The organism is Gymnodinialimonas sp. 202GB13-11, from assembly GCF_040932485.1.
Classification (GTDB): domain Bacteria; phylum Pseudomonadota; class Alphaproteobacteria; order Rhodobacterales; family Rhodobacteraceae; genus Gymnodinialimonas; species Gymnodinialimonas hymeniacidonis.
Genome location: NZ_JBFRBH010000001.1, coordinates 3,625,430 through 3,644,209 on the forward strand (window position 1 = coordinate 3,625,430; position 18,780 = coordinate 3,644,209).

An 18,780-nucleotide genomic window follows, 5' to 3' on the forward strand; every position below is an offset into this window, starting at 1 on the left:
GATGGAGATGATTGTTGCAAGCAGTATTGGCGTTCTGACTGCGGGTGGGGTTTACCTGTTGCTGCGGTTGCGGACCTTTCCCGTGATCCTAGGCCTGGCCCTGTTGTCTTATGCGGTGAACGTGTTCCTCTTTGCCAGTGGACGGCTGGCTATCGACCAATCACCTATCCTGTCGCGCTATGGCGAAGCGAACTACACTGACCCGCTTCCGCAAGCTTTGGTGCTAACAGCAATCGTGATCTCCTTTGGGATGACAGCAGTGCTGGTGATGATCGGCCTCGGCGCGTATCTGGAGGCTGACAGCGACCAGATCGACATCGCCCCGGAAGAAGGCGATGACGCTAGTGATCCCGACCAGGAAGGGACTGCGTGATGCACTGGGTAATCCTTCCCGTTGTTCTTCCTGCTCTGCTGGCGCCGTTGATCGCCTTCGTGATGCGTCATGACATGGTTCTCGCGCGCACCGCATCGGTGGCTGGAACCATGCTGCTTTTGGGAATCGCGCTGACGCTGACGTTTATGGCGTCCGATGGCACCACCCATGTATATCGGTTGGGCGATTGGCCCGCACCGTTTGGGATTGTCCTCGTGCTGGATCGTTTATCGGCATTGATGGTTTTGCTGACCGCGACCCTTGCCCTGATTGTGCTGATCCATGCAATCACAACAGGGTGGGACGCGAAGGGACGGCATTTCCACGCCCTGTTTCAGTTCCAGCTTATGGGCATCTGCGGCGCGTTCCTGACGGGCGACATCTTCAACCTGTTCGTGTTCTTCGAGATCCTTCTCATCGCGTCCTACGGGTTGATGATCCATTCGGGTGGCAAGGCGCGGATGCGCGCGGGTCTGCAATATGTGGTGATGAACCTTGCGGGCTCGACCCTCTTCCTATTTGCGCTCGGAACGCTCTACGCCTCGACCGGAACCCTGAACATTGCCGATCTGGCAGTGCGCATCCCTGAGATTCCGGCGGAAGACGCCGCCCTCGTTCGGGTGGCCGCGATCCTTCTGATGATCGTCTTCGCGGTAAAGGCCGCGCTCTTCCCGGTTCAATTCTGGCTGCCTGCCACCTACGCCAATGCACCTGCACCGGTTGCAGCCCTCTTTGCAATCATGACGAAGGTGGGCGCCTATGCGATCCTGCGCGTGCACACCACCGCGTTCGGGCCGGGCATTTCCGGGACCGAGGATCTGGCGGCGACTTGGCTGTTCCCCGCGGCCATCGTCACGATTGCGGTCGGGGCATTCGGCGTGTTGGGCGCACGGCGCCTGATGCCACTCATTGCGTTTTCCGTTGTGGGCTCCATGGGAACCCTGCTGGTGGCCGTTTCGGCCTTTTCGACAGTCGCAACAAGCGCTGCGTTGTACTACATGGTCCATTCGACCTTCGCGGCGGCCTGTTTGTTCCTTATTGCCGATCTGATCATCACACGTCGCACGGCCGATACGCTCCGACCCGAGCCTCCCACGGTACAGAACGGCCTCTTTGCGGCCCTCTTTTTTGGCGCGGCCATCGCCATGGCGGGGATGCCACCGCTGAGCGGGTTTCTTGGCAAACTTCTTGTCCTCGATGCCCTTCGAGAGCCCGGTGTGATCGGGTGGGCTTGGACCGCGATCCTTGTTGGGTCCCTCCTCACGATTGTTGGGTTTGCTCGGGCCGGCAGTGTCCTGTTCTGGAAATCCACAGCCCAAACGGCGTCCGACCCGGACGATACGGCAGAAGTTGAAATGTCACCCCGGGCCACGACTGCTCAGGTTGCGCCAGTCGTTCTGACCTTGGTGGTGTTGGGTATGCTTGCGTTCTTTGCCGGCCCGGTTTCTGCCTATCTCGGGGATACATCGGAGCAGTTATTTGACCGTGCAGGGTATACGGATGCCGTCCTCACACCTGTTGCCGTCGAGGAAGCCGAACACAGCCAGACGCACTCACATGCCGATGGCTCCGTTGAGGAGGATCACTAAGCCATGCTGGTCCGTTTCATCCCGCACCCGTTGCTGAGCCTCACGCTTATCCTCGTCTGGATCGGTTTGGTGAACAAATTCACACTTGGAAATCTCATCCTGGGAACAGCCTTTGGCGTGATCATCCCGATGCTGACCGCCGCGTATTGGCCGGATCGGCCGAAGCTTCGCCGCCCCCTGAAAGCTGCAGAATACATGATGATCGTTCTTTGGGACATTATCGTGGCCAACGTTCAGGTGGCCATGATCATCCTGTTCAAGCGCGAGCGGACCATCACATCGCAGTGGATCCCCGTTCCGCTGGAATTGACCTCAGCCGAAGCGATTACGGTTCTTGCAGGGACGATCACCATGACACCCGGTACAGTGTCCGCCACCTTGGCGGCGGATGGCACTTCCATTCTGGTGCATTGCTTGCACACGGACGATCCCGACGCTGTTCGGGACGAAATCAAGACCCGCTATGAACGACGCCTTCTGGAGATCTTCCCATGATCGAATATGCACTGCTGTTCGCGGCTGGCTGTTACGGCATAGCGCTTTTGCTGGATCTTTGGCGCATCGCCGTCGGGCCGGGCCCCGCGGACCGGATCCTTGCGCTAGATACCATGGTGATCAACGTGATCGCGCTCTTGGTGCTTTACGGTATCTGGAGGGGGACAGCGATATATTTTGAGGCCGCAATGCTAATTGCCATGGTCGGTTTTGTCTCAACAGTCGCGTATTGCCGCTTCCTCTTGCGCGGCGACATCATTGAATAGGGGCTGAACCATGAACTTGTTTGCAGAAGTCTTGATCTCCATTGCCCTCGTCATAAGCGGCCTCTTTGGCTTCGTTGGATCGTATGGGTTGATCAAACTGAAGAATAGCCTCCAGCGGCTTCACGCACCAACCAAGGCAACGACACTGGGCGTCGGCGGAGTGCTGATTGCGTCGATGATTTTCTTCTATGCGACGACTGGCTACATCTCGGTCCATGAGCTGTTGATCTCGCTGTTTCTGTTTTTGACCGCGCCGATCACAGCAAATTTCATCGCAAAGACTTACATGGCCTACAATCTGCGCGAAGACGAATTGCCGGAAAATGAAAGCGGTCACGGATGGGCCATCTATGATGATCCCCCGAACACCAGTTCCGAACCTTTGGACTAGACGTACGCCCGATGGGTCGCAGCTTGCGTTCTTTCGATGGAAAAATAGCTCGCCGGTTCTTCGTTGCGCGCGCGACCTTTGGGCTTCGCTAGTGCCGCGACAACGGCCTGCGCAGTACCCTCCAAGGTTTGCACGCAGATCAGAATATGAGCAATTCGCTTGTCCTTTGCCAAAGGGTTTCGCAGTTGACCACATGGCAAACCAACAAAGCCCTTCGGGTTTGGCGATCACAAGAGCGGGTTGGTATCTGGCCCCATGGTCTCGCCACTCTCAATTGTCGTCGTCGAAGAAGATCGGGATCGCGCCATTTCTATCGTTGATGGGCTAAGATCCAGCGGCGAATACGACGTACATCTGATCGGCAACGTGTCTGGCCTGGCGCGCAAGATTGCAGGCTTTCAACCTGACGTCGTTCTCATCGACATTGATAACCCAACCCGCGACATGTTGGAGGAACTGACCCTCGCATCCGGGCCATTGGACCGCCCGGTTGCAATGTTCGTCTCGGGCGCAGCGGGTGCCTTGGCGCGGACCGCCGTAGAAGCAGGGGTTTCGGCCTATGTGGTCGACGGTTTGCAGCCAGATCGCCTTAAACCAGTTTTGGACGCGGCGATCACGCGCTTTCAGATGATGCGCCAGATGCGGACGGAGTTGGACGAAACCCGTCGCGCGTTAGAGGAGCGAAAAGTGATCGACCGCGCCAAGGGCTTGTTGATGAAGGCCAAAGGCATTGGCGAGGATCGGGCCTATGCAACCCTGAGAAAGGCCGCGATGGATCAAGGTCGCAGGGTCATTGACGTTGCCGAGGCATTGGTGACAGCGGCAGGCTTGTTGAAATGAAGCTTGTTTCGCTGCCCGTTGCTTATATGCCGCTCGTGGACGCAGCCCCCCTCATCGTAGCCCAAGAACTGGGTTTTGCGGAGGCTGAGGGACTGTCGCTTGACCTTGTTGCGGCCCCGTCGTGGTCATCAGTTCGCGATATGCTCGCTTTTGGTCGGGTCGACGCGGCGCATCTGCTGTCACCGATACCTGTGGCGATGGCCCTTGGCCTCGGTGGCGTAAGCGCAAAGGTGCATGCGGTCTCGGTCCTGTCAGTTAATGGCAATGTTATCGGAGTCAGCCGCGCGCTTGAAACGCGGCTGCGCGAGATGGGTCACCCTTTCGATTTTGACGACGCCGCAGCTGCCGGTGCCGCGTTAGCGGCTGTGGCAGGTGACGGACTAACCATCGGTGTACCGTTTCCCTTTTCGATGCATGTCGAATTGCTAGAGGTTTGGGCGTCAGCAACGCCACTGGCAGATGTCGAAATCGATATCCGGACCGTCCCACCGCCGCTTATGGCGCAAGCCCTGGCCGACGGCGAAATCGATGCCTTCGCCGTTGGAGAGCCTTGGGGATCAGTAGCAGTTGAAAAAGATGTTGGCGCGCTTCTTATACCAGGGACAGCGATCTGGGCCTTCGCGCCCGAGAAGGTTCTCGCGACGCGCGCCGAATGGGCCGACACCGAACCACATCTTCTGGGGCGTCTCATGCGTTCGGTTTATCGGGCCGGGCGTTGGCTGGCACGAGAGGATAGCAGAACAACTGCGGCCGAATTGCTATCGCGCAGACAATGGCTGGATGTGCCGTCTGAGCTGATCGATCGGGCGCTCTCTGGGCATTTGACGATTTCACCAAGCGGTGACGTGCGCGAGATCGAGAACTTTCTCGAGTTCCACAATGGTGCGGCCAGTTTCCCGTGGCGAAGCCAAGCGAAATGGATTGCGCGTCAGATTTGCAGCCGCACAAACATGGATTTCGCGGCCACAACCGAGCGGGCCGGCGCTGTTTTTCGCAGTGATCTGTTTCGCGCAGCCATGGGAGAGACCGAAGCAGACCTTCCGGGCGCATCGGAAAAAGTGGAAGGCTCCATCACCCACCAAACTGCGGTGGCGTCGGCGGCGGGGCGGGTGGTTTTGGAGAGGAATGTGTTTCTGGATGGTCGGATATTTGATCCATCTGAGAAATAGTGCTGCTTTTTTGAGCGATGCCTCCAGCCAGATGCTGCTGTGCAGCAAAAATTGCAGGCGGCGCGCCGCAGAGCCTTGAACGACTCGGGGCCTGCTGGCACCAAATACTCATCTGGGGGCAATGGCGTCCCTGATCCGAATTCTCCCACTGACAGGGATATCCGAGCAAAGCCGCTCGACTGTGTTGCCTTCCCGGCGACGTGGTCAGCGGCTTTTTGTCATTTTGTCCGACCGCTCTCCTCCCAAACCGAGGTCGGATGCCAGCCAGGAGACACACACATATGAAACGTCTTATCGCTGCCCTTGCTGCAACAACCGCCCTTGCCGGGCCCCTTGCCGCGCAGGAACTTGAAATCGACGAGCTGACCTTCGGCTTCATCAAGCTGACCGACATGGCGCCGCTCGCCGTTGCTTACGAGCTTGGCTACTTTGAGGACGAAGGCCTTTTCGTCACACTGGAGGCGCAGGCCAACTGGCGCGTGCTGCTGGACGGCGTCATCGATGGCACGCTCGACGGTGCACACATGCTGGCCGGTCAGCCGATCGCGGCCACGATCGGCTACGGCACGCAGGCCAATATCATCACGCCTTTCTCGATGGACCTGAACGGCAACGGCATCACCGTATCGAACGAGGTGTGGGAGCTGATGCGCCCGCATATCCCGTCGATGGATGATGGCCGCCCGGTCCACCCGATCAGCGCCGAAGCGCTTGTTCCGGTGGTTGAGCAATACCGCGACGAGGGCACGCGCTTTGACATGGGCATGGTCTTCCCGGTGTCCACGCACAACTACGAAATCCGCTTCTGGCTAGCGGCCGGTGGCCTGAACCCGGGCTTCTACAGCCCTGACGACATTACAGGAACCATCGACGCAGACGTTTTCCTGAGCGTTACACCACCGCCGCAAATGCCCGCCACATTGGAGGCTGGTACGATCTTCGGCTACGCGGTCGGTGAGCCGTGGAACCAGCAGGCCGTGCAGCGCGGCATCGGGGTGCCGGTGATCACCGATTACCAACTCTGGCCCAACAACCCCGAGAAGGTCTTTGGCATCACCGAAGAGTTCGCGGAAGAGAACCCCAACACCACCCGCGCCATCGTGCGCGCCCTGATCCGGGCCGGTATGTGGCTGGATGAAAACGACAATGCCAACCGCGAAGAGGCGGTGGAGATGCTGTCTTGGCCGGAATATGTGGGCGCGGATGCGGAAGTGATCGCGGCCTCGATGACCGGCACGTTCGAGTTCGAGCCCGGCGATTTGCGCGAGATCCCCGACTTCAACGTCTTCTTCCGCTACTACGCGACCTATCCTTACTACTCGGATGCTGTCTGGTACCTGACCCAAATGCGCCGCTGGGGCCAGATCCCCGAAGCGATGCCGGATGAATGGTATCACGAGGTCGCGGCGCAAGTGTATCGCCCGGACATCTATCTGGAGGCCGCGCGGTCGCTGGTCGACGACGGTCTGGCGCTTGAGGCCGACTTCCCGTGGGACACCGATGGGTTCCGCGAGCCCGTCTCCGAGATGATCGACGGCATCACCTATGATGGCCGCTACCCCAACGCCTATATCGACGCCTTCCCCATCGGCCTGACCGGCGATGAAGTTGTGGTCGATGGCGCCGTGACCGGCGGCTGACCACAAACAATGCTGCGGGTGCAAACACACTGCGCCCGTGGCACAGCCTAAAATTCAGGCGGCAAAACCGGCGTAATGAACCTGTAGTTTTTCTGTAGTGCATCTGTAACTACACGCCCCCCACGCCGCCTTTTCCAGCCGCCCATGCTGCATTGCAGAAAAGGACGCGAGAGATGACGACGGTAGACCCGAATTTCGACGCAGACCGTGAAGCGCGCCGCGAGCGCACCTTCACCCGGATCAACAAGGCCGATACGTGGTTCAAGGTTCTGGGTCTGGCGTGGATCACCCCGATGTTGCGGATCGCGGCCGGGGACAATCCGAAGGCGCAGGGCGGGCAGATCTGGCGCCTGTTGGGTGTGCCGCTTCTGGCCATCGTGGGCTTCCTGACGCTGTGGGCGATGCTGGCACCGCAGGTTCAGACTTCGCTTGGCGCCATTCCCGGCCCCGCGCAGGTGTGGGAGCAGGTGGGCAACCTCAATGCGGACGCACAGCGTACCCGTGAACGGGCCGCCGACTTCTATGAGCGACAAGAGCAACGCAATGCCGACCGGATTGCAGCAGGTGAAGAGCCGCGCCCGATCCGCGAATTCACCGGCGCGCCGACCTACTACCAGCAGATCTGGACCTCGATCAAAACGGTGTTCTTCGGCTTTCTGATCGCCACGATCGTGGCCGTGCCGCTTGGCATCGCTGCGGGTCTTTCGGCCACGGCCAATGCGGCGTTGAACCCGATTATCCAGGTCTTCAAACCGGTCAGCCCGCTGGCCTGGTTACCGATTGTGACGATTGTGGTCTCGGCCGTTTACACAACCGAGGACGGCTGGTTCGAGCGGTCGTTCCTGGTGTCGGCGATCACCGTGACGCTCTGCTCGCTTTGGCCTACGCTGATCAACACAGCTTTGGGTGTGGCGAGCATCGACAAGGACCTCGTGAACGTATCGAAGGTCTTGAAGATGGGGACGTGGACGAAGATCCAGAAGCTGGTCCTGCCCTCGGCCCTGCCGTTGATCTTCACCGGCCTGCGCCTGTCCCTTGGCGTTGGTTGGATGGTTCTGATCGCGGCGGAGATGCTGGCGCAGAACCCGGGCCTTGGCAAATTCGTATGGGATGAATTCCAGAACGGGTCGAGCCAGAGCCTTGCCAAGATCATGGTCGCGGTTCTGACCATTGGGATCATCGGCTTCCTGCTGGATCGCCTGATGTACACGATCCAGTCGCTTTTCACCTTCACCAACAACCGCTGAGGTCAGGCTGATGGCATTCCTTGAATTGAATAATGTGTCCAAGAGCTATGGCGAGACGCCGGTTCTGAAGGACATCAACCTGAGCGTGGAAGAGGGGGAGTTTCTGGTGCTGCTGGGGTTTTCGGGCACCGGCAAGACCACCCTGATCAACCTGATGGCCGGGCTTGAGATGCCGACGAAAGGGGAGGTCACGTTCAAGGGTGAGCCGGTGGTCGAGCCGGGGCCGGAGCGCGGCGTAATCTTCCAGAATTATTCGCTGATGCCGTGGCTAACGGTGAACGGGAATGTGGGCCTTGCGGTCGACACGATGTTTGCGGGTCTGTCGAAGGCGGAACGGGCTGCGAAGGTCGAGAAATACGTTGAGATGGTGAGGCTGGGCCACGCCGCCGGGCGGCGGCCTGCGGAACTGTCGGGCGGTATGCGGCAGCGCGTGAACGTGGCGCGGGCGCTGGCCATGGACCCCGAGATGCTTCTTCTCGATGAGCCGCTATCAGCGCTCGACGCCCTGACCCGGGGCAATCTTGCCGAAGAGATTGAGCGGATCTGGGAGGCGGACAAGAAGACCTGCGTCCTGATTACCAATGACGTGGATGAGGCGATCTTGTTGGCCGACCGGATCATTCCGCTGAACCCAGACGGCACGTTGGCGGACCCGATTGAAGTGGGCATTGCACGGCCGCGGGATCGCTCGGCCATGAACAACGATGAGGTGTTCAAGCGTCTGCGGGCCGAGGTCACGACCTACCTGATGGATGTGGGGATCGAGGCGAAGGTCGAGGGATCTCGCGTGTTGCCCGATGTGACGCCGATCCATGGCGTGCCGGTGGCGGTGAAGAACGCGGCGCAGTCTGCGTTGGAGGAGCGGTATCTGGAGTTTTCCAAGGTCCACAAGGTTTACCCGACGCCGAAGGGGCCGCTGACCGTGGTGGAGGATTTCGATCTGAAGCTGCGGAAAGGCGAGTTCATCTCTTTGATCGGGCATTCGGGGTGCGGGAAGTCCACGGCTTTGACGATGGTGGCGGGGCTGAACGAGATCAGTAAGGGCGCGATCAAGCTGGATGGTGTTGCGGTAGAGGGGGCGGACCCCGAACGCGCCGTGGTGTTCCAGTCGCCGTCTTTGTTCCCTTGGCTGACGGCGCGTGAGAACTGCGCAATCGGGGTCGATAAGGTTTACCCCAAGGCCAGCCGGGCCGAGCGGCAGGATGTGGTGGAATACTACTTGGAGCGGGTCGGGCTGGCCGATGCGATGGACAAGCAGGCCGCTGATCTGTCGAACGGGATGAAGCAGAGGGTTGGGATTGCGCGTGCGTTTGCGTTGAGCCCGAAGCTGCTGTTGCTGGACGAGCCGTTCGGGATGTTGGACAGCCTCACGCGGTGGGAGCTGCAAGAGGTTCTCATGGAAGTGTGGAGCCGGACCAAGGTGACCGCCATCTGCGTGACGCATGATGTGGATGAGGCGATCCTGCTGGCCGACAGGGTGGTGATGATGACCAACGGGCCGCAGGCGACGATTGGGAAGATCACCGAGGTCGACCTGCCGCGTCCGAGGACGCGCAAGGCGCTTCTGGAGCACCCGGATTACTACGCCTACCGGCAGGATGTGCTCGATTTCCTTGAGGAGTACGAGCATGGCGCGAAACCAAAGAAACCTGCGCCAACTGCGATTGCGGCGGAGTAGCTGACATGGGCAAAGAGAGACTCGTAGTGATTGGGGCGGGCATGGCCTCAGGCCGTGTGCTGGAGCATCTGACAGAGGCCGCCCCGGACGCCTTCGACATCACGCTGTTCAACGCGGAGCCTCGGGGCAACTACAATCGCATCATGCTGTCGCCGGTGCTTGCGGGCGACCAGACCTACGCCGATATCGTGACCCATGATGAGGGTTGGTACGCAGAGCGGAGCATCGCCACGCGGTTCGGAGAGAAGGTGCTGGAGATCGACCGTGAGGCGAAGGTCGTTGTGGGCGAGAACGGCCATGTTCCCTACGACAAGCTGATCTTTGGGACTGGATCGAACCCGTTCATGATCCCGCTGCCTGGCCATGATCTGGAGGGGGTGATCGCCTACCGCGATCTGGAAGATACGGAATGCATGATGGACCTCAAGGCCGGTCAGAAATGCGTCGTGATCGGTGGGGGGCTTTTGGGCCTTGAGGCTGCTGCGGGCATGGCCGCGCGAGGCGTTGATGTCACCGTCGTACATATCATGGGCCACCTGATGGAGCGGCAGTTGGATGAAGCGGCGGGTTACCTGCTGCGCAAGTCGCTGGAAGATAAGGGCATCACGATCAAGCTTCAGGCGAACTCCAAGGAGATCGTGGGCGAAGACGGCAAAGTCTGCGCGTTGATGCTGGACGATGGCACGGAATTGCCCTGCGAGCTGCTGGTCATGGCGGTCGGCATCCGGCCCAACGTTGCACTGGCGCAAGCCGCGGGTCTCGCCGTGGGCAATGGCATCCATGTGGATGATCAGATGTGCACCAGCGACGCGGATGTGTTTGCCGTGGGCGAGTGCGTGGAGCATCAGGGCGCGATCTTCGGCCTTGTCGCGCCGCTTTATGATCAGGCGAAGGTTCTGGCGCAGTCGCTTCTCGGTGAAGAGGCTGCGTTTGTGCAGAAGTCACTCAGCACCAAGCTGAAGGTGACGGGCTGCGACCTGTTCAGCGCCGGTGACTTCGCGGATGGCGAGGGGCGCGAAGACATCGTTTTTCGCGACCCATCGCGCGGCGTCTACAAGCGACTTGTTATAGAAGAAAATAGGCTCGTCGGCGCGGTCATGTATGGCGACACGGCCGATGGCAGTTGGTACTTTGGCCTAATCCGCGATGGCACCGATATCGAAGAGATGCGGGAGACGCTGATCTTTGGCCCTGCCTATCAGGGGGGCGATACTGCGGACCCTCTCTCAGCCGTTGCAGCCTTGCCGCTTGATGCGGAGATCTGTGGCTGCAACGGCGTTTGCAAAGGGACCGTCGTTGAGGCGATTGAGGGCGGTGCAGGTGATCTGGGCGCGGTGCGCGCGACGACCAAGGCCAGCGCCTCCTGCGGGACCTGTACGGGGCTGGTGGAGCAGTTGTTGCAAGTCACGCTGGGCGATGACTTCGAAATGCCAACGGCGCAGCCGGTTTGCGGCTGCACCGATCACACGCACGAGGATGTGCGGCGGCTGATAAAGACGATGCCGCTGAAGTCGCAGGAGGCGGTCTGGCAAGAGCTTGGCTGGAGCACGCGCAACGGCTGCCATGTCTGCCGTCCGGCGATCAACTTCTACCTGCTGGCCGATTGGCCGCTGGATTATCAGGACGATCCGCAATCGCGGTTCATCAACGAGCGTAAGCACGCGAATATCCAGAAGGATGGGACGTTCAGCGTGGTGCCGCGCATGTGGGGTGGGATCACGAACCCGACCGAATTGCGCGCCATTGCCGATGCGGCTGACAAATACAAAGTGCCGACCGTGAAAGTGACGGGCGGGCAGCGCATCGACCTGCTGGGTGTGAAGGGCGAGGACCTGCCCGCCATCTGGGCTGATCTGAACAAGGCCGGGCTGGTCTCGGGCCATGCCTATTCCAAGGGGCTGCGCACGGTGAAGACCTGTGTGGGCACGGATCATTGCCGGTTCGGGACGCAGGATTCGACGGGTCTGGGCATCAAGTTGGAGCAAGCGCTCTGGGGGTCCTGGACGCCGCACAAGGTGAAGCTTGGCGTCTCGGGCTGCCCGCGCAATTGCGCGGAGGCGACGTGTAAGGATGTGGGCATCATCTGTGTCGATAGTGGTTATCAGGTGGGTGTTGCGGGTGCTGCCGGTATGGACGTGAAAGAAACCGAACGGCTGATCGACGTGGCCACCGAGGCCGAGGCCATCGACGTGACCGTGGCGTTTGTTCAGCTCTACCGGGAGAACGCCAAGTACCTCGACCGGCCCTACAAATGGGTTGCGAAGGTGGGCCTCGACTGGGTGAAAGAGCGGATCAACGACCTGGACGAACGCGCGCGTTTGATCGAGGCGTTCGAGCTTTCGCAGTCGATCTATCGCAAGGATCCCTGGGCGGAACATGCCGCTGAGAAGGCAGAGCGCTATCAGCCGCTCGCTGACCTTACGCTGGAGGCGGCAGAATGAGCTGGATCGACATTGGATCAATCGATGATGTGCCACTCAGGGGCGCGCGCAAGTTGAAGACGCGGTTGGGCTGTGTCGCTGTGTTCCGTACGGACACGGAAGAAGTCTTCGCGGCCTCCAATACCTGCCCCCACAAGGGCGGGCCACTGGCCGAGGGGATCGTGCATGGGCAATCGGTAACCTGCCCGTTGCACAACTGGGTTTTTGATCTGAACACAGGGCAGGCGCAAGGTGAGGACGGGCAGATTGCCACTTATCCCGTGCGGGTCGACGCCGGGCGCATCCTGATTGACGGGACGGCCTTGGCCGCACGGAGTGCCGCGTGATGGATGGCAGTCCAGCCTCGCCTGAAGTTCGCTCGACCTGTCCCTATTGTGGGGTGGGCTGTGGCGTGTTGCTGCGGCGCGAGGGCGACGGGTTGGCGGTGCGCGGCGATCCAGCCCATCCGGCGAATTATGGGCGGCTCTGTTCTAAGGGCACGGCGTTGGGCGAGACAGTCGGCTTGGGTCACCGCTTGCGGGCACCGATAGTTGGCGGGGTCGAGACCGGTTGGGATGAGGCGCTGCAATTGGTGGCGGATCGGTTTAGCGACGTGGCGCGCGACCACGGCCCGGATGCGACGGCGTTTTACGTGTCGGGCCAGTTGCTGACTGAGGATTACTACGTCGCCAACAAGCTGATGAAAGGATTCATCAGGTCGGCTAATATCGACACGAATTCAAGGCTTTGCATGGCCTCGACGGTAGCGGGGCACAAGCGGGCCTTTGGCACGGATACCGTGCCGGGGACTTACGAGGATCTGGATCAAGCGGACCTGGTGGTTTTGGTCGGATCGAACCTCGCCTGGTGCCACCCCGTGCTGTTTCAGCGGGTCAGGGCGTCGGGCGCGAAGGTGGTGGTGATCGATCCACGGCGGACGGCATCTTGCGACGGGGCGACTCTGCATCTGGCGATTGAGCCGGGAGCGGATGTGGCGCTGTTCAATGGGTTGTTGCGTGCGATTGCCGAGCGGGGCGCGGTGGATGCAGATTTCGGCGCGCACACCGATGGATTGGACGCCGCACTTGCCGCTGCGCGCGCTGACACAGCGACGACAGGCCTGAGCCCTGAGGACGAGCGGGCTTTTTACGATCTGTGGATTGGGACCGAGAAGGTTGTCACGATCTTCAGTCAGGGTGTGAACCAGTCGACCAGCGGGTCGGATAAGGTCAACGCAATCCTGAATTGTCATCTGGCGACGGGGCGGATCGGGAAGCCGGGCATGGGACCGTTCTCCGTCACCGGGCAGCCCAATGCGATGGGCGGGCGAGAGGTGGGCGGGTTGGCCAATATGCTGGCCTGCCATCTGGATCTGGAAAACGCCGAACACCGCGCGGCGGTGCAGGGATTTTGGAACGCCGGTGATCTGCCGCAGGCCGCGGGCCTGAAGGCGGTGGATATGTTCCGGGCTGTGGGGGAGGGGCGCATCAAGGCGCTGTGGATCATCCACACCAATCCGGCCGTCTCGATGCCCGACGCGGATGCCGTGCGCGACGCGATTTCAGGCTGCGAGTTTGTCGTGGTCAGCGATGTCACGGGGGCCACGGACACGGCGCGGCTGGCCGATGTTCTGCTGCCTGCCACCGCTTGGGCGGAGAAGGAGGGCACAGTCACCAACTCTGACCGCACCATCAGCCGACAGCGCGCGGTTTTGCCGGCACCGGGACATGCGCGGCCGGATTGGGATATCCTGGCCGAAGTTGGTCGCCGAATGGGTTTTGAGACGGCTTTCGATTACGAAACGCCTGCTGAGATTTTTCGAGAGCATGCTGCACTGTCAGGCATTGCCGGAGCGCATTTTGGGCGGGATTTCGATATCTCAGGTCTCGCGGATCTGAGTGACGCCGAATACGACACACTCGCGCCTACGCGCTGGCCAACCACGAAGAGCCGCACCGGCGGTCGCTTCTTTGCGGATGGACGGTTCTTTCACCCTGACGGAAAGGCGCGGTTCGTGCCTGTTACCACGCGCTCACCCGCCGCCACGCCGACCCCGGCGTACCCTTACCGCCTCAACTCCGGTCGGGTCCGCGACCAATGGCATACGATGACGCGCACCGGCCTGAGCGCGCGCCTGTCCGGGCACCTGGCGGAGCCGTATTTGGATATTCATCCGCAGGATGCTGTCGCGTTAGACATCAACCCCGCCGATCTGGTTGAGGTCACAAGCCCGCATGGTATGGCGATCCTGCGCGCGCGACTGACCACAGATGTGCAACCTGGCCAGATGTTTGCACCTATGCACTGGACCGGTGAAACCGCCCCGACGGGTCGGATCGATGCGCTGGTGGCACCGGCAACGGACCCGGTTTCAGGCCAGCCGGAAAGCAAGGCTGCGGTTGTCTCGGTCAAGCGGATGCAAGCGGCCTGGTACGGCTTTGCGGTTTCAACCATGCCGATGCGGCCGGAAAGTGACTATTGGGCCGTCGCCGCCACTCCCGCCGGCTATCGCATGGAACTGGCAGGCTACACGCGCCCCGAGGAATGGGACGCCGCCGCAAGGGCGCTGTTTGGCATAGAGGATGCCGCCGCGATCTCAGTGAAAGATCCGGCCCGGGGCACAGCCCGCATTGCCTTTGAGCAGGACGGGCGCATCACGGCAGCCCTATTTGTGGCGCCTGAGCCGATTGCGATCATGCGCGACTATATCGCGGGTCTTCCCGGGACATCCGCCCCGGCCAATCTGACAGGCCGCCCCCCAGCGGATGTGGTCGATGCCGGCGCGATCCTTTGTGCGTGTTTCGGTGTCGGGATCAACACCATCGTCACGGCGATTGAGACGGACGGCCTGTTGAGCGTTGAGGCCATTGGCGAGGCCCTTCAGGCGGGCACAAATTGCGGCTCTTGCAGGCCGGAACTGGCCAGCCTGATCGCCCGCAGTCAGCACCGGGAGGCCGCGGAATGAGCCTTGCACCTTTTGTCGCTGCGCTTGGACGCGGGCCGGGTCGGTCACGGTCGCTGACGCAAGCAGAAGCCACCGAGGCAATGGACATCATGCTGTCAGGTGGGGCCGCGCCCGAGGCGGTCGGTGCCCTGCTGATGCTGTTACGCATGAAGGGCGAGACGGCGGAAGAGATTGCGGGATTTGCCGGGGCGGCGCAGGCTGCTTGCCCGGCCCTGCCACGCGCCGATCTGGATTGGCCGTCCTATGCGGCGGGCCGCACGCGCGGCTTGCCGTGGTTTCTTCTGTCTGCCCGTTTGGTGGCGCTGAATGGGCATCGCGTGATGCTGCATGGCTGGAACGGGACGGATAGCGCGGTGCGCGTTCACCTTAAGACGGCGGGCATTCCCGTCGCCCGGACATTCGGTGAGGTGGAGCGCGCGTTGGGCAACGCCAATATCGTCTATTTGCCGTTGGAAGACTTGAATCCGAACCTGTTTCGCTTGCTTGCCTTGCGTCCGGTTCTTGGCCTGCGCTCATGCATCAACACAGTGGCGCGGATGGCGAACCCGGGCCGGGCCTCGGCCAGCGTGCAGGGTGTGTTCCACCCCTCCTACCGCCTGTTGCAGGCCGACGCAGCCCAACGCCTTGGTTGGCAGGCGTTGAGTGTCATCAAGGGCGGGGGCGGGGAGTTCGAACGCCATCCCGGTAAGGCGATATCGGCCTTTGGTTTGCGGGCAGGCAAGTCGTGGGAGGCGCTGCATGAAAGCCTGTCAACCGACACTCGGCGCTTGGCGGAAGTGGGCGCCGGTTCTGATCTGGAGTCGATCTGGTCGGGCGCAGCTCACGATGGTTTTGCCGAATCCATCGTGATCGGCACTGCTGCCTTGGCGCTCGACACGCTTGGATCGGTGGACCCGCTTAAAGCGGCCCGCGACCTGTGGTGCGCTCGTCCGACCCTGTTAACGGAGGTTGCCGCATGAAAAGCTTTCCGATGTTCTTTCGCACAAGCGGACGGCGCATTGTCATCGCCGGAGGTGGCGAGCAGGCTGCGCAAAAGGCGCGGCTGATCCTGAAAACCGACGCACAGATTGTGTTGGCCGCGCCCGAGCTTGATGAGGAATTGGCCGCATTGGTGGCAGATGGTCGGGCTGAGCATCATGCGCAGGCCCTGACGCCGGAAGCATTCTCCGGGGCCGCCATGGCCTTTATTGCTACCGGTTGCCCCGGATGGGACGCGGCCCTGCACGGGTTGGCCAAGGCCGCGCATTGCCCGGTGAATGTGGTCGATCGACCCGACCTTTGTGACATCACCACGCCGTCTATCGTGGACCGTGATCCGGTTGTGGTCGCCATCGGGACAGAGGGCACAGCCCCCGTTTTGGGGCGCGATCTGAAGACCCGGATCGAACAGATGCTGCCCGCGAATATCGGCGGGCTGGCCGCACTGGCGGGTCGTTTGCGCCCTGCGGTGGCGAACCATGTGCCCCGTGCGAAACGGCGCGCTTTCTGGGCCTGGGTTTTCAAATCAGGCCCGCGCGATGCCTGGGTCAGAGGCGCGGAACGCGAGGCAGCGCAACAGATCAAACAGGCCATCGCCACATCCGCTGCGCCAGGGGCGGATGAAGCTGGTTCTATCACATTGGTTGGTGCAGGGCCGGGCGCGCGCGATCTGCTTACCTTGCGCGCGGTTGAGCGGCTGCAGGAAGCCGATGTGGTTTTCTACGATCGGCTTGTGGATGCGGAGGTGTTGGAGCTTGCCCGCCGCGACGCGGAGCGGGTCTTTGTGGGTAAACATGTTGGCGCCCATGCCTGGCCGCAAGATCGCATCAGTCAGGCGATCGTGGCTGAGGCGTCAAAGGGTCGTCGGGTGGTGCGGTTGAAGTCGGGCGATCCGGGCATTTTCGGCCGTGCCGGTGAAGAGGTTGAAGCGGCGCGGGCTGCCGGTGTCGCGGTTGAGATCGTGCCGGGTGTGACCGCGGCCTCGGCTGCGGCGGCGTCGTTGGGGCAAAGCCTGACCCTGCGCGGTCAAACGGATACGCTGGTTTTGGCGACTGGCACTGGTTGCGCAGACGCGCCTTTGCCCGATTGCGTGCGCCACGCCGGGCCAGGAACGACCGTTGCGGTCTATATGGGCGCACGGCAAGTTGATCGGATTTGTGCAGCGCTTGCGGAGCGGGGGTTCCCCGAAGACGCGCAGATCGACGTTTGCGTGGATGTCTCGAAAGGAAGCCAGCGCCTGTTGTCAGCCGCATTGAAGGATGTTCCCGAATTGCTGAGATCTGAGGCGATAGACGGCTGCGCCATTTTGCTGGTCAGGTGGCCGAAAAGGCTTGCCCAGATCAGTGCAAGGCCTGTCTTCCAATCGAGCTCCAACCTAATTGCAGGTTTGATTAATGAATCGCGAACCGTCGAAGAGCGGATCTCTGTGAATGTCCGAGCCTAAAGAGACTGCGGCTGACCGCTATTCGTCCAAGCGCTCCACGCGCTCAAGAAACTCGATCAGTTTGCGCGTGAGCTTCTTTTGGGGGCCTATGTCGGGCCAAACTGCGTAGATGCCAAGATCAGGTGGGGACCATCGCGGAAGCACTTCCACCAAACGGCCTTCTGCGATCTCGATGTCCACTTCACTGTCGGGGAGGTGCTGAACGCCCAGTCCCTCCAGCACTCCAGCCTTCGCGGCCGACAATGAATGAACCTCCAGGCGCACATTTTCCGGCTGGAAACTCACCTGCTCCTCTTTGCAGACAAGTGTGATTGTGTCGGGCAGCATCGCCATTGCGATGAAATCACAGCTCTGTAGATCGGTCAGCGTTTTGATCGGTGGTCGCTTCGCCAGATAGTCAGGGCTTGCGACGATCTTGCGCCCGAACGTGCCAATGCGTTTGCTCTTCAGCGCACTGTCGCGCAGCACTCCCAGCCGGATTGCCAAGTCGAAGCCTTCTTTCACCAAATCCACCTGCTGGTCGCTGCTATGGAGCGACACGGCGACCATGGGATGCTCGTGAGCAAAGCGCAGAATGGCCCGGTTGAACGGGTTTCGATCTCCGAAGGCGGGCAGAGTGACCCGAAGCGAGCCGACCAGTTGATCGTTTGCCTCGGCCAAAACATCCAGTGCGTCCTTGGCAGCAGCGACCATAGCGCGGGCGGCGGGCAGGATCGCTTTGCCTTCCGGTGTCAGTGACAAGGCCCGGGTCGAGCGAAAAAACAGCGATGCCCCGACCTTGGCCTCCAGCTTCGACACATGATGGCTGACGACTGAGGTCGAAAGCTTGAGGCGCCGCCCTGCTGCGCTGAAGCTTCCAGCGTCATGGACCGCGGCCAAAACGGCGAGGGAACGATATTCATCCATCTTTCTATTCTATCGAAAAGTGATCCCTACACAATTGGGATAATCAAACGGCAGGACGTTCCTTAAATCTGTGATCCATAGCAAGGACCGACAGATGACACAGAGCAATCTACACTTCAGCACGACACATGCGTCCCGTTACCTTCAGCAACTGGCTAAGCACTTCGGACATAAGGTTCCGGTGACATTCACGCCTAGCGAGGGGGAAGTAAGCCTCCCCTTTGGCACTTGCGAAATGGCGGCAACAGACGCGGCATTGTCGATCACCGTTTCGGGAGAGACCCGCGATATCCCGCGTCTTGAGCACTTCGTAGGCGACCACCTCGCCCGCTTTGCATTCCGCGAAAACCCAACCCTGACCTGGCAGCGTACTGCCTGA

The 18,780-nt window shown here is 60.9% G+C and carries 17 protein-coding genes; 16 read left to right on the forward strand and 1 reads right to left on the reverse strand.

The genetic code is table 11. The features are described from left to right. Position 1: 1 nt before the first annotated feature. The 15 genes from V8J81_RS18525 (at position 2) to cysG (ending at position 17,495) form a co-directional block, all read left to right on the forward strand. A complete protein-coding gene (locus V8J81_RS18525) occupies positions 2-373 on the forward strand; it encodes a Na+/H+ antiporter subunit C (protein ID WP_368477228.1) in 372 nt (123 codons plus the stop codon). After that, the gene (locus V8J81_RS18530) at positions 370-1,962 is read left to right on the forward strand and encodes a monovalent cation/H+ antiporter subunit D (protein WP_368477229.1); all 1,593 of its coding nucleotides are present in this window, start codon (positions 370-372) and stop codon (positions 1,960-1,962) included. Before V8J81_RS18525 ends, V8J81_RS18530 begins: the two co-directional genes overlap by 4 nt. A gap of 3 nt (positions 1,963-1,965) precedes the next feature. Continuing rightward, a complete protein-coding gene (locus tag V8J81_RS18535; RefSeq protein ID WP_368477230.1) occupies positions 1,966-2,457 on the forward strand; it encodes a Na+/H+ antiporter subunit E in 492 nt (163 codons plus the stop codon). Beyond that, positions 2,454-2,723, forward strand: a complete 270-nt coding sequence (locus V8J81_RS18540; RefSeq protein WP_368477231.1) for a K+/H+ antiporter subunit F — start codon at positions 2,454-2,456, stop codon at positions 2,721-2,723. The genes V8J81_RS18535 and V8J81_RS18540 overlap by 4 nt, the downstream gene beginning before the upstream one ends. A gap of 10 nt (positions 2,724-2,733) precedes the next feature. Then, positions 2,734-3,114, forward strand: coding sequence for a Na+/H+ antiporter subunit G (locus V8J81_RS18545; protein WP_368477232.1), 381 nt, complete (start codon positions 2,734-2,736; stop codon positions 3,112-3,114). 255 nt (positions 3,115-3,369) lie between these two features. Next, positions 3,370-3,954, forward strand: a complete 585-nt coding sequence (locus tag V8J81_RS18550; RefSeq protein WP_368477233.1) for an ANTAR domain-containing response regulator — start codon at positions 3,370-3,372, stop codon at positions 3,952-3,954. Further along, positions 3,951-5,123: an ABC transporter substrate-binding protein gene (locus V8J81_RS18555; RefSeq protein WP_368477234.1), complete on the forward strand. Its 1,173-nt coding sequence runs from the start codon at positions 3,951-3,953 to the stop codon at positions 5,121-5,123. The genes V8J81_RS18550 and V8J81_RS18555 overlap by 4 nt, the downstream gene beginning before the upstream one ends. Positions 5,124-5,404: 281 nt before the next feature. Further along, positions 5,405-6,763 carry a CmpA/NrtA family ABC transporter substrate-binding protein gene (locus V8J81_RS18560; RefSeq protein ID WP_368477235.1) on the forward strand — a complete coding sequence of 453 codons (1,359 nt, stop codon included), beginning with the start codon at positions 5,405-5,407 and terminating at the stop codon, positions 6,761-6,763. A 173-nt stretch (positions 6,764-6,936) separates the two neighbouring features. Beyond that, positions 6,937-8,010 (forward strand): ABC transporter permease, encoded by a 1,074-nt coding sequence (locus V8J81_RS18565; protein WP_368477236.1) that lies wholly within the window; start codon positions 6,937-6,939, stop codon positions 8,008-8,010. Between the two features lie 10 nt (positions 8,011-8,020). After that, the gene (locus V8J81_RS18570) at positions 8,021-9,688 is read left to right on the forward strand and encodes an ABC transporter ATP-binding protein (RefSeq protein WP_368477237.1); all 1,668 of its coding nucleotides are present in this window, start codon (positions 8,021-8,023) and stop codon (positions 9,686-9,688) included. A 5-nt stretch (positions 9,689-9,693) separates the two neighbouring features. Next, positions 9,694-12,129, forward strand: coding sequence for a nitrite reductase large subunit NirB (nirB, locus tag V8J81_RS18575; protein WP_368477238.1), 2,436 nt, complete (start codon positions 9,694-9,696; stop codon positions 12,127-12,129). Further along, entirely contained in the window at positions 12,126-12,455 is a 330-nt protein-coding gene (gene nirD, locus V8J81_RS18580; protein ID WP_368477239.1) for a nitrite reductase small subunit NirD, read from the forward strand. The genes nirB and nirD overlap by 4 nt, the downstream gene beginning before the upstream one ends. Then, complete coding sequence (locus V8J81_RS18585; protein ID WP_368477240.1) at positions 12,455-15,073, forward strand: molybdopterin-dependent oxidoreductase; 2,619 nt, start codon at positions 12,455-12,457, stop codon at positions 15,071-15,073. Before nirD ends, V8J81_RS18585 begins: the two co-directional genes overlap by 1 nt. Beyond that, positions 15,070-16,032, forward strand: a complete 963-nt coding sequence (locus tag V8J81_RS18590) for a glycosyl transferase family protein (RefSeq protein ID WP_368477241.1) — start codon at positions 15,070-15,072, stop codon at positions 16,030-16,032. Before V8J81_RS18585 ends, V8J81_RS18590 begins: the two co-directional genes overlap by 4 nt. Then, entirely contained in the window at positions 16,029-17,495 is a 1,467-nt protein-coding gene (gene cysG / locus V8J81_RS18595) for a siroheme synthase CysG (RefSeq protein ID WP_368477242.1), read from the forward strand. Before V8J81_RS18590 ends, cysG begins: the two co-directional genes overlap by 4 nt. 18 nt (positions 17,496-17,513) lie before the next feature. Here cysG and V8J81_RS18600 read toward each other — a convergent pair whose 3' ends face one another. After that, positions 17,514-18,401, reverse strand: a complete 888-nt coding sequence (locus V8J81_RS18600) for a LysR family transcriptional regulator (protein WP_368477243.1) — start codon at positions 18,399-18,401, stop codon at positions 17,514-17,516. A 94-nt stretch (positions 18,402-18,495) separates the two neighbouring features. Between V8J81_RS18600 and V8J81_RS18605 the strand changes: the two genes are divergently transcribed. Further along, positions 18,496-18,780, forward strand: coding sequence for a DUF2218 domain-containing protein (locus tag V8J81_RS18605; protein WP_368477244.1), 285 nt, complete (start codon positions 18,496-18,498; stop codon positions 18,778-18,780).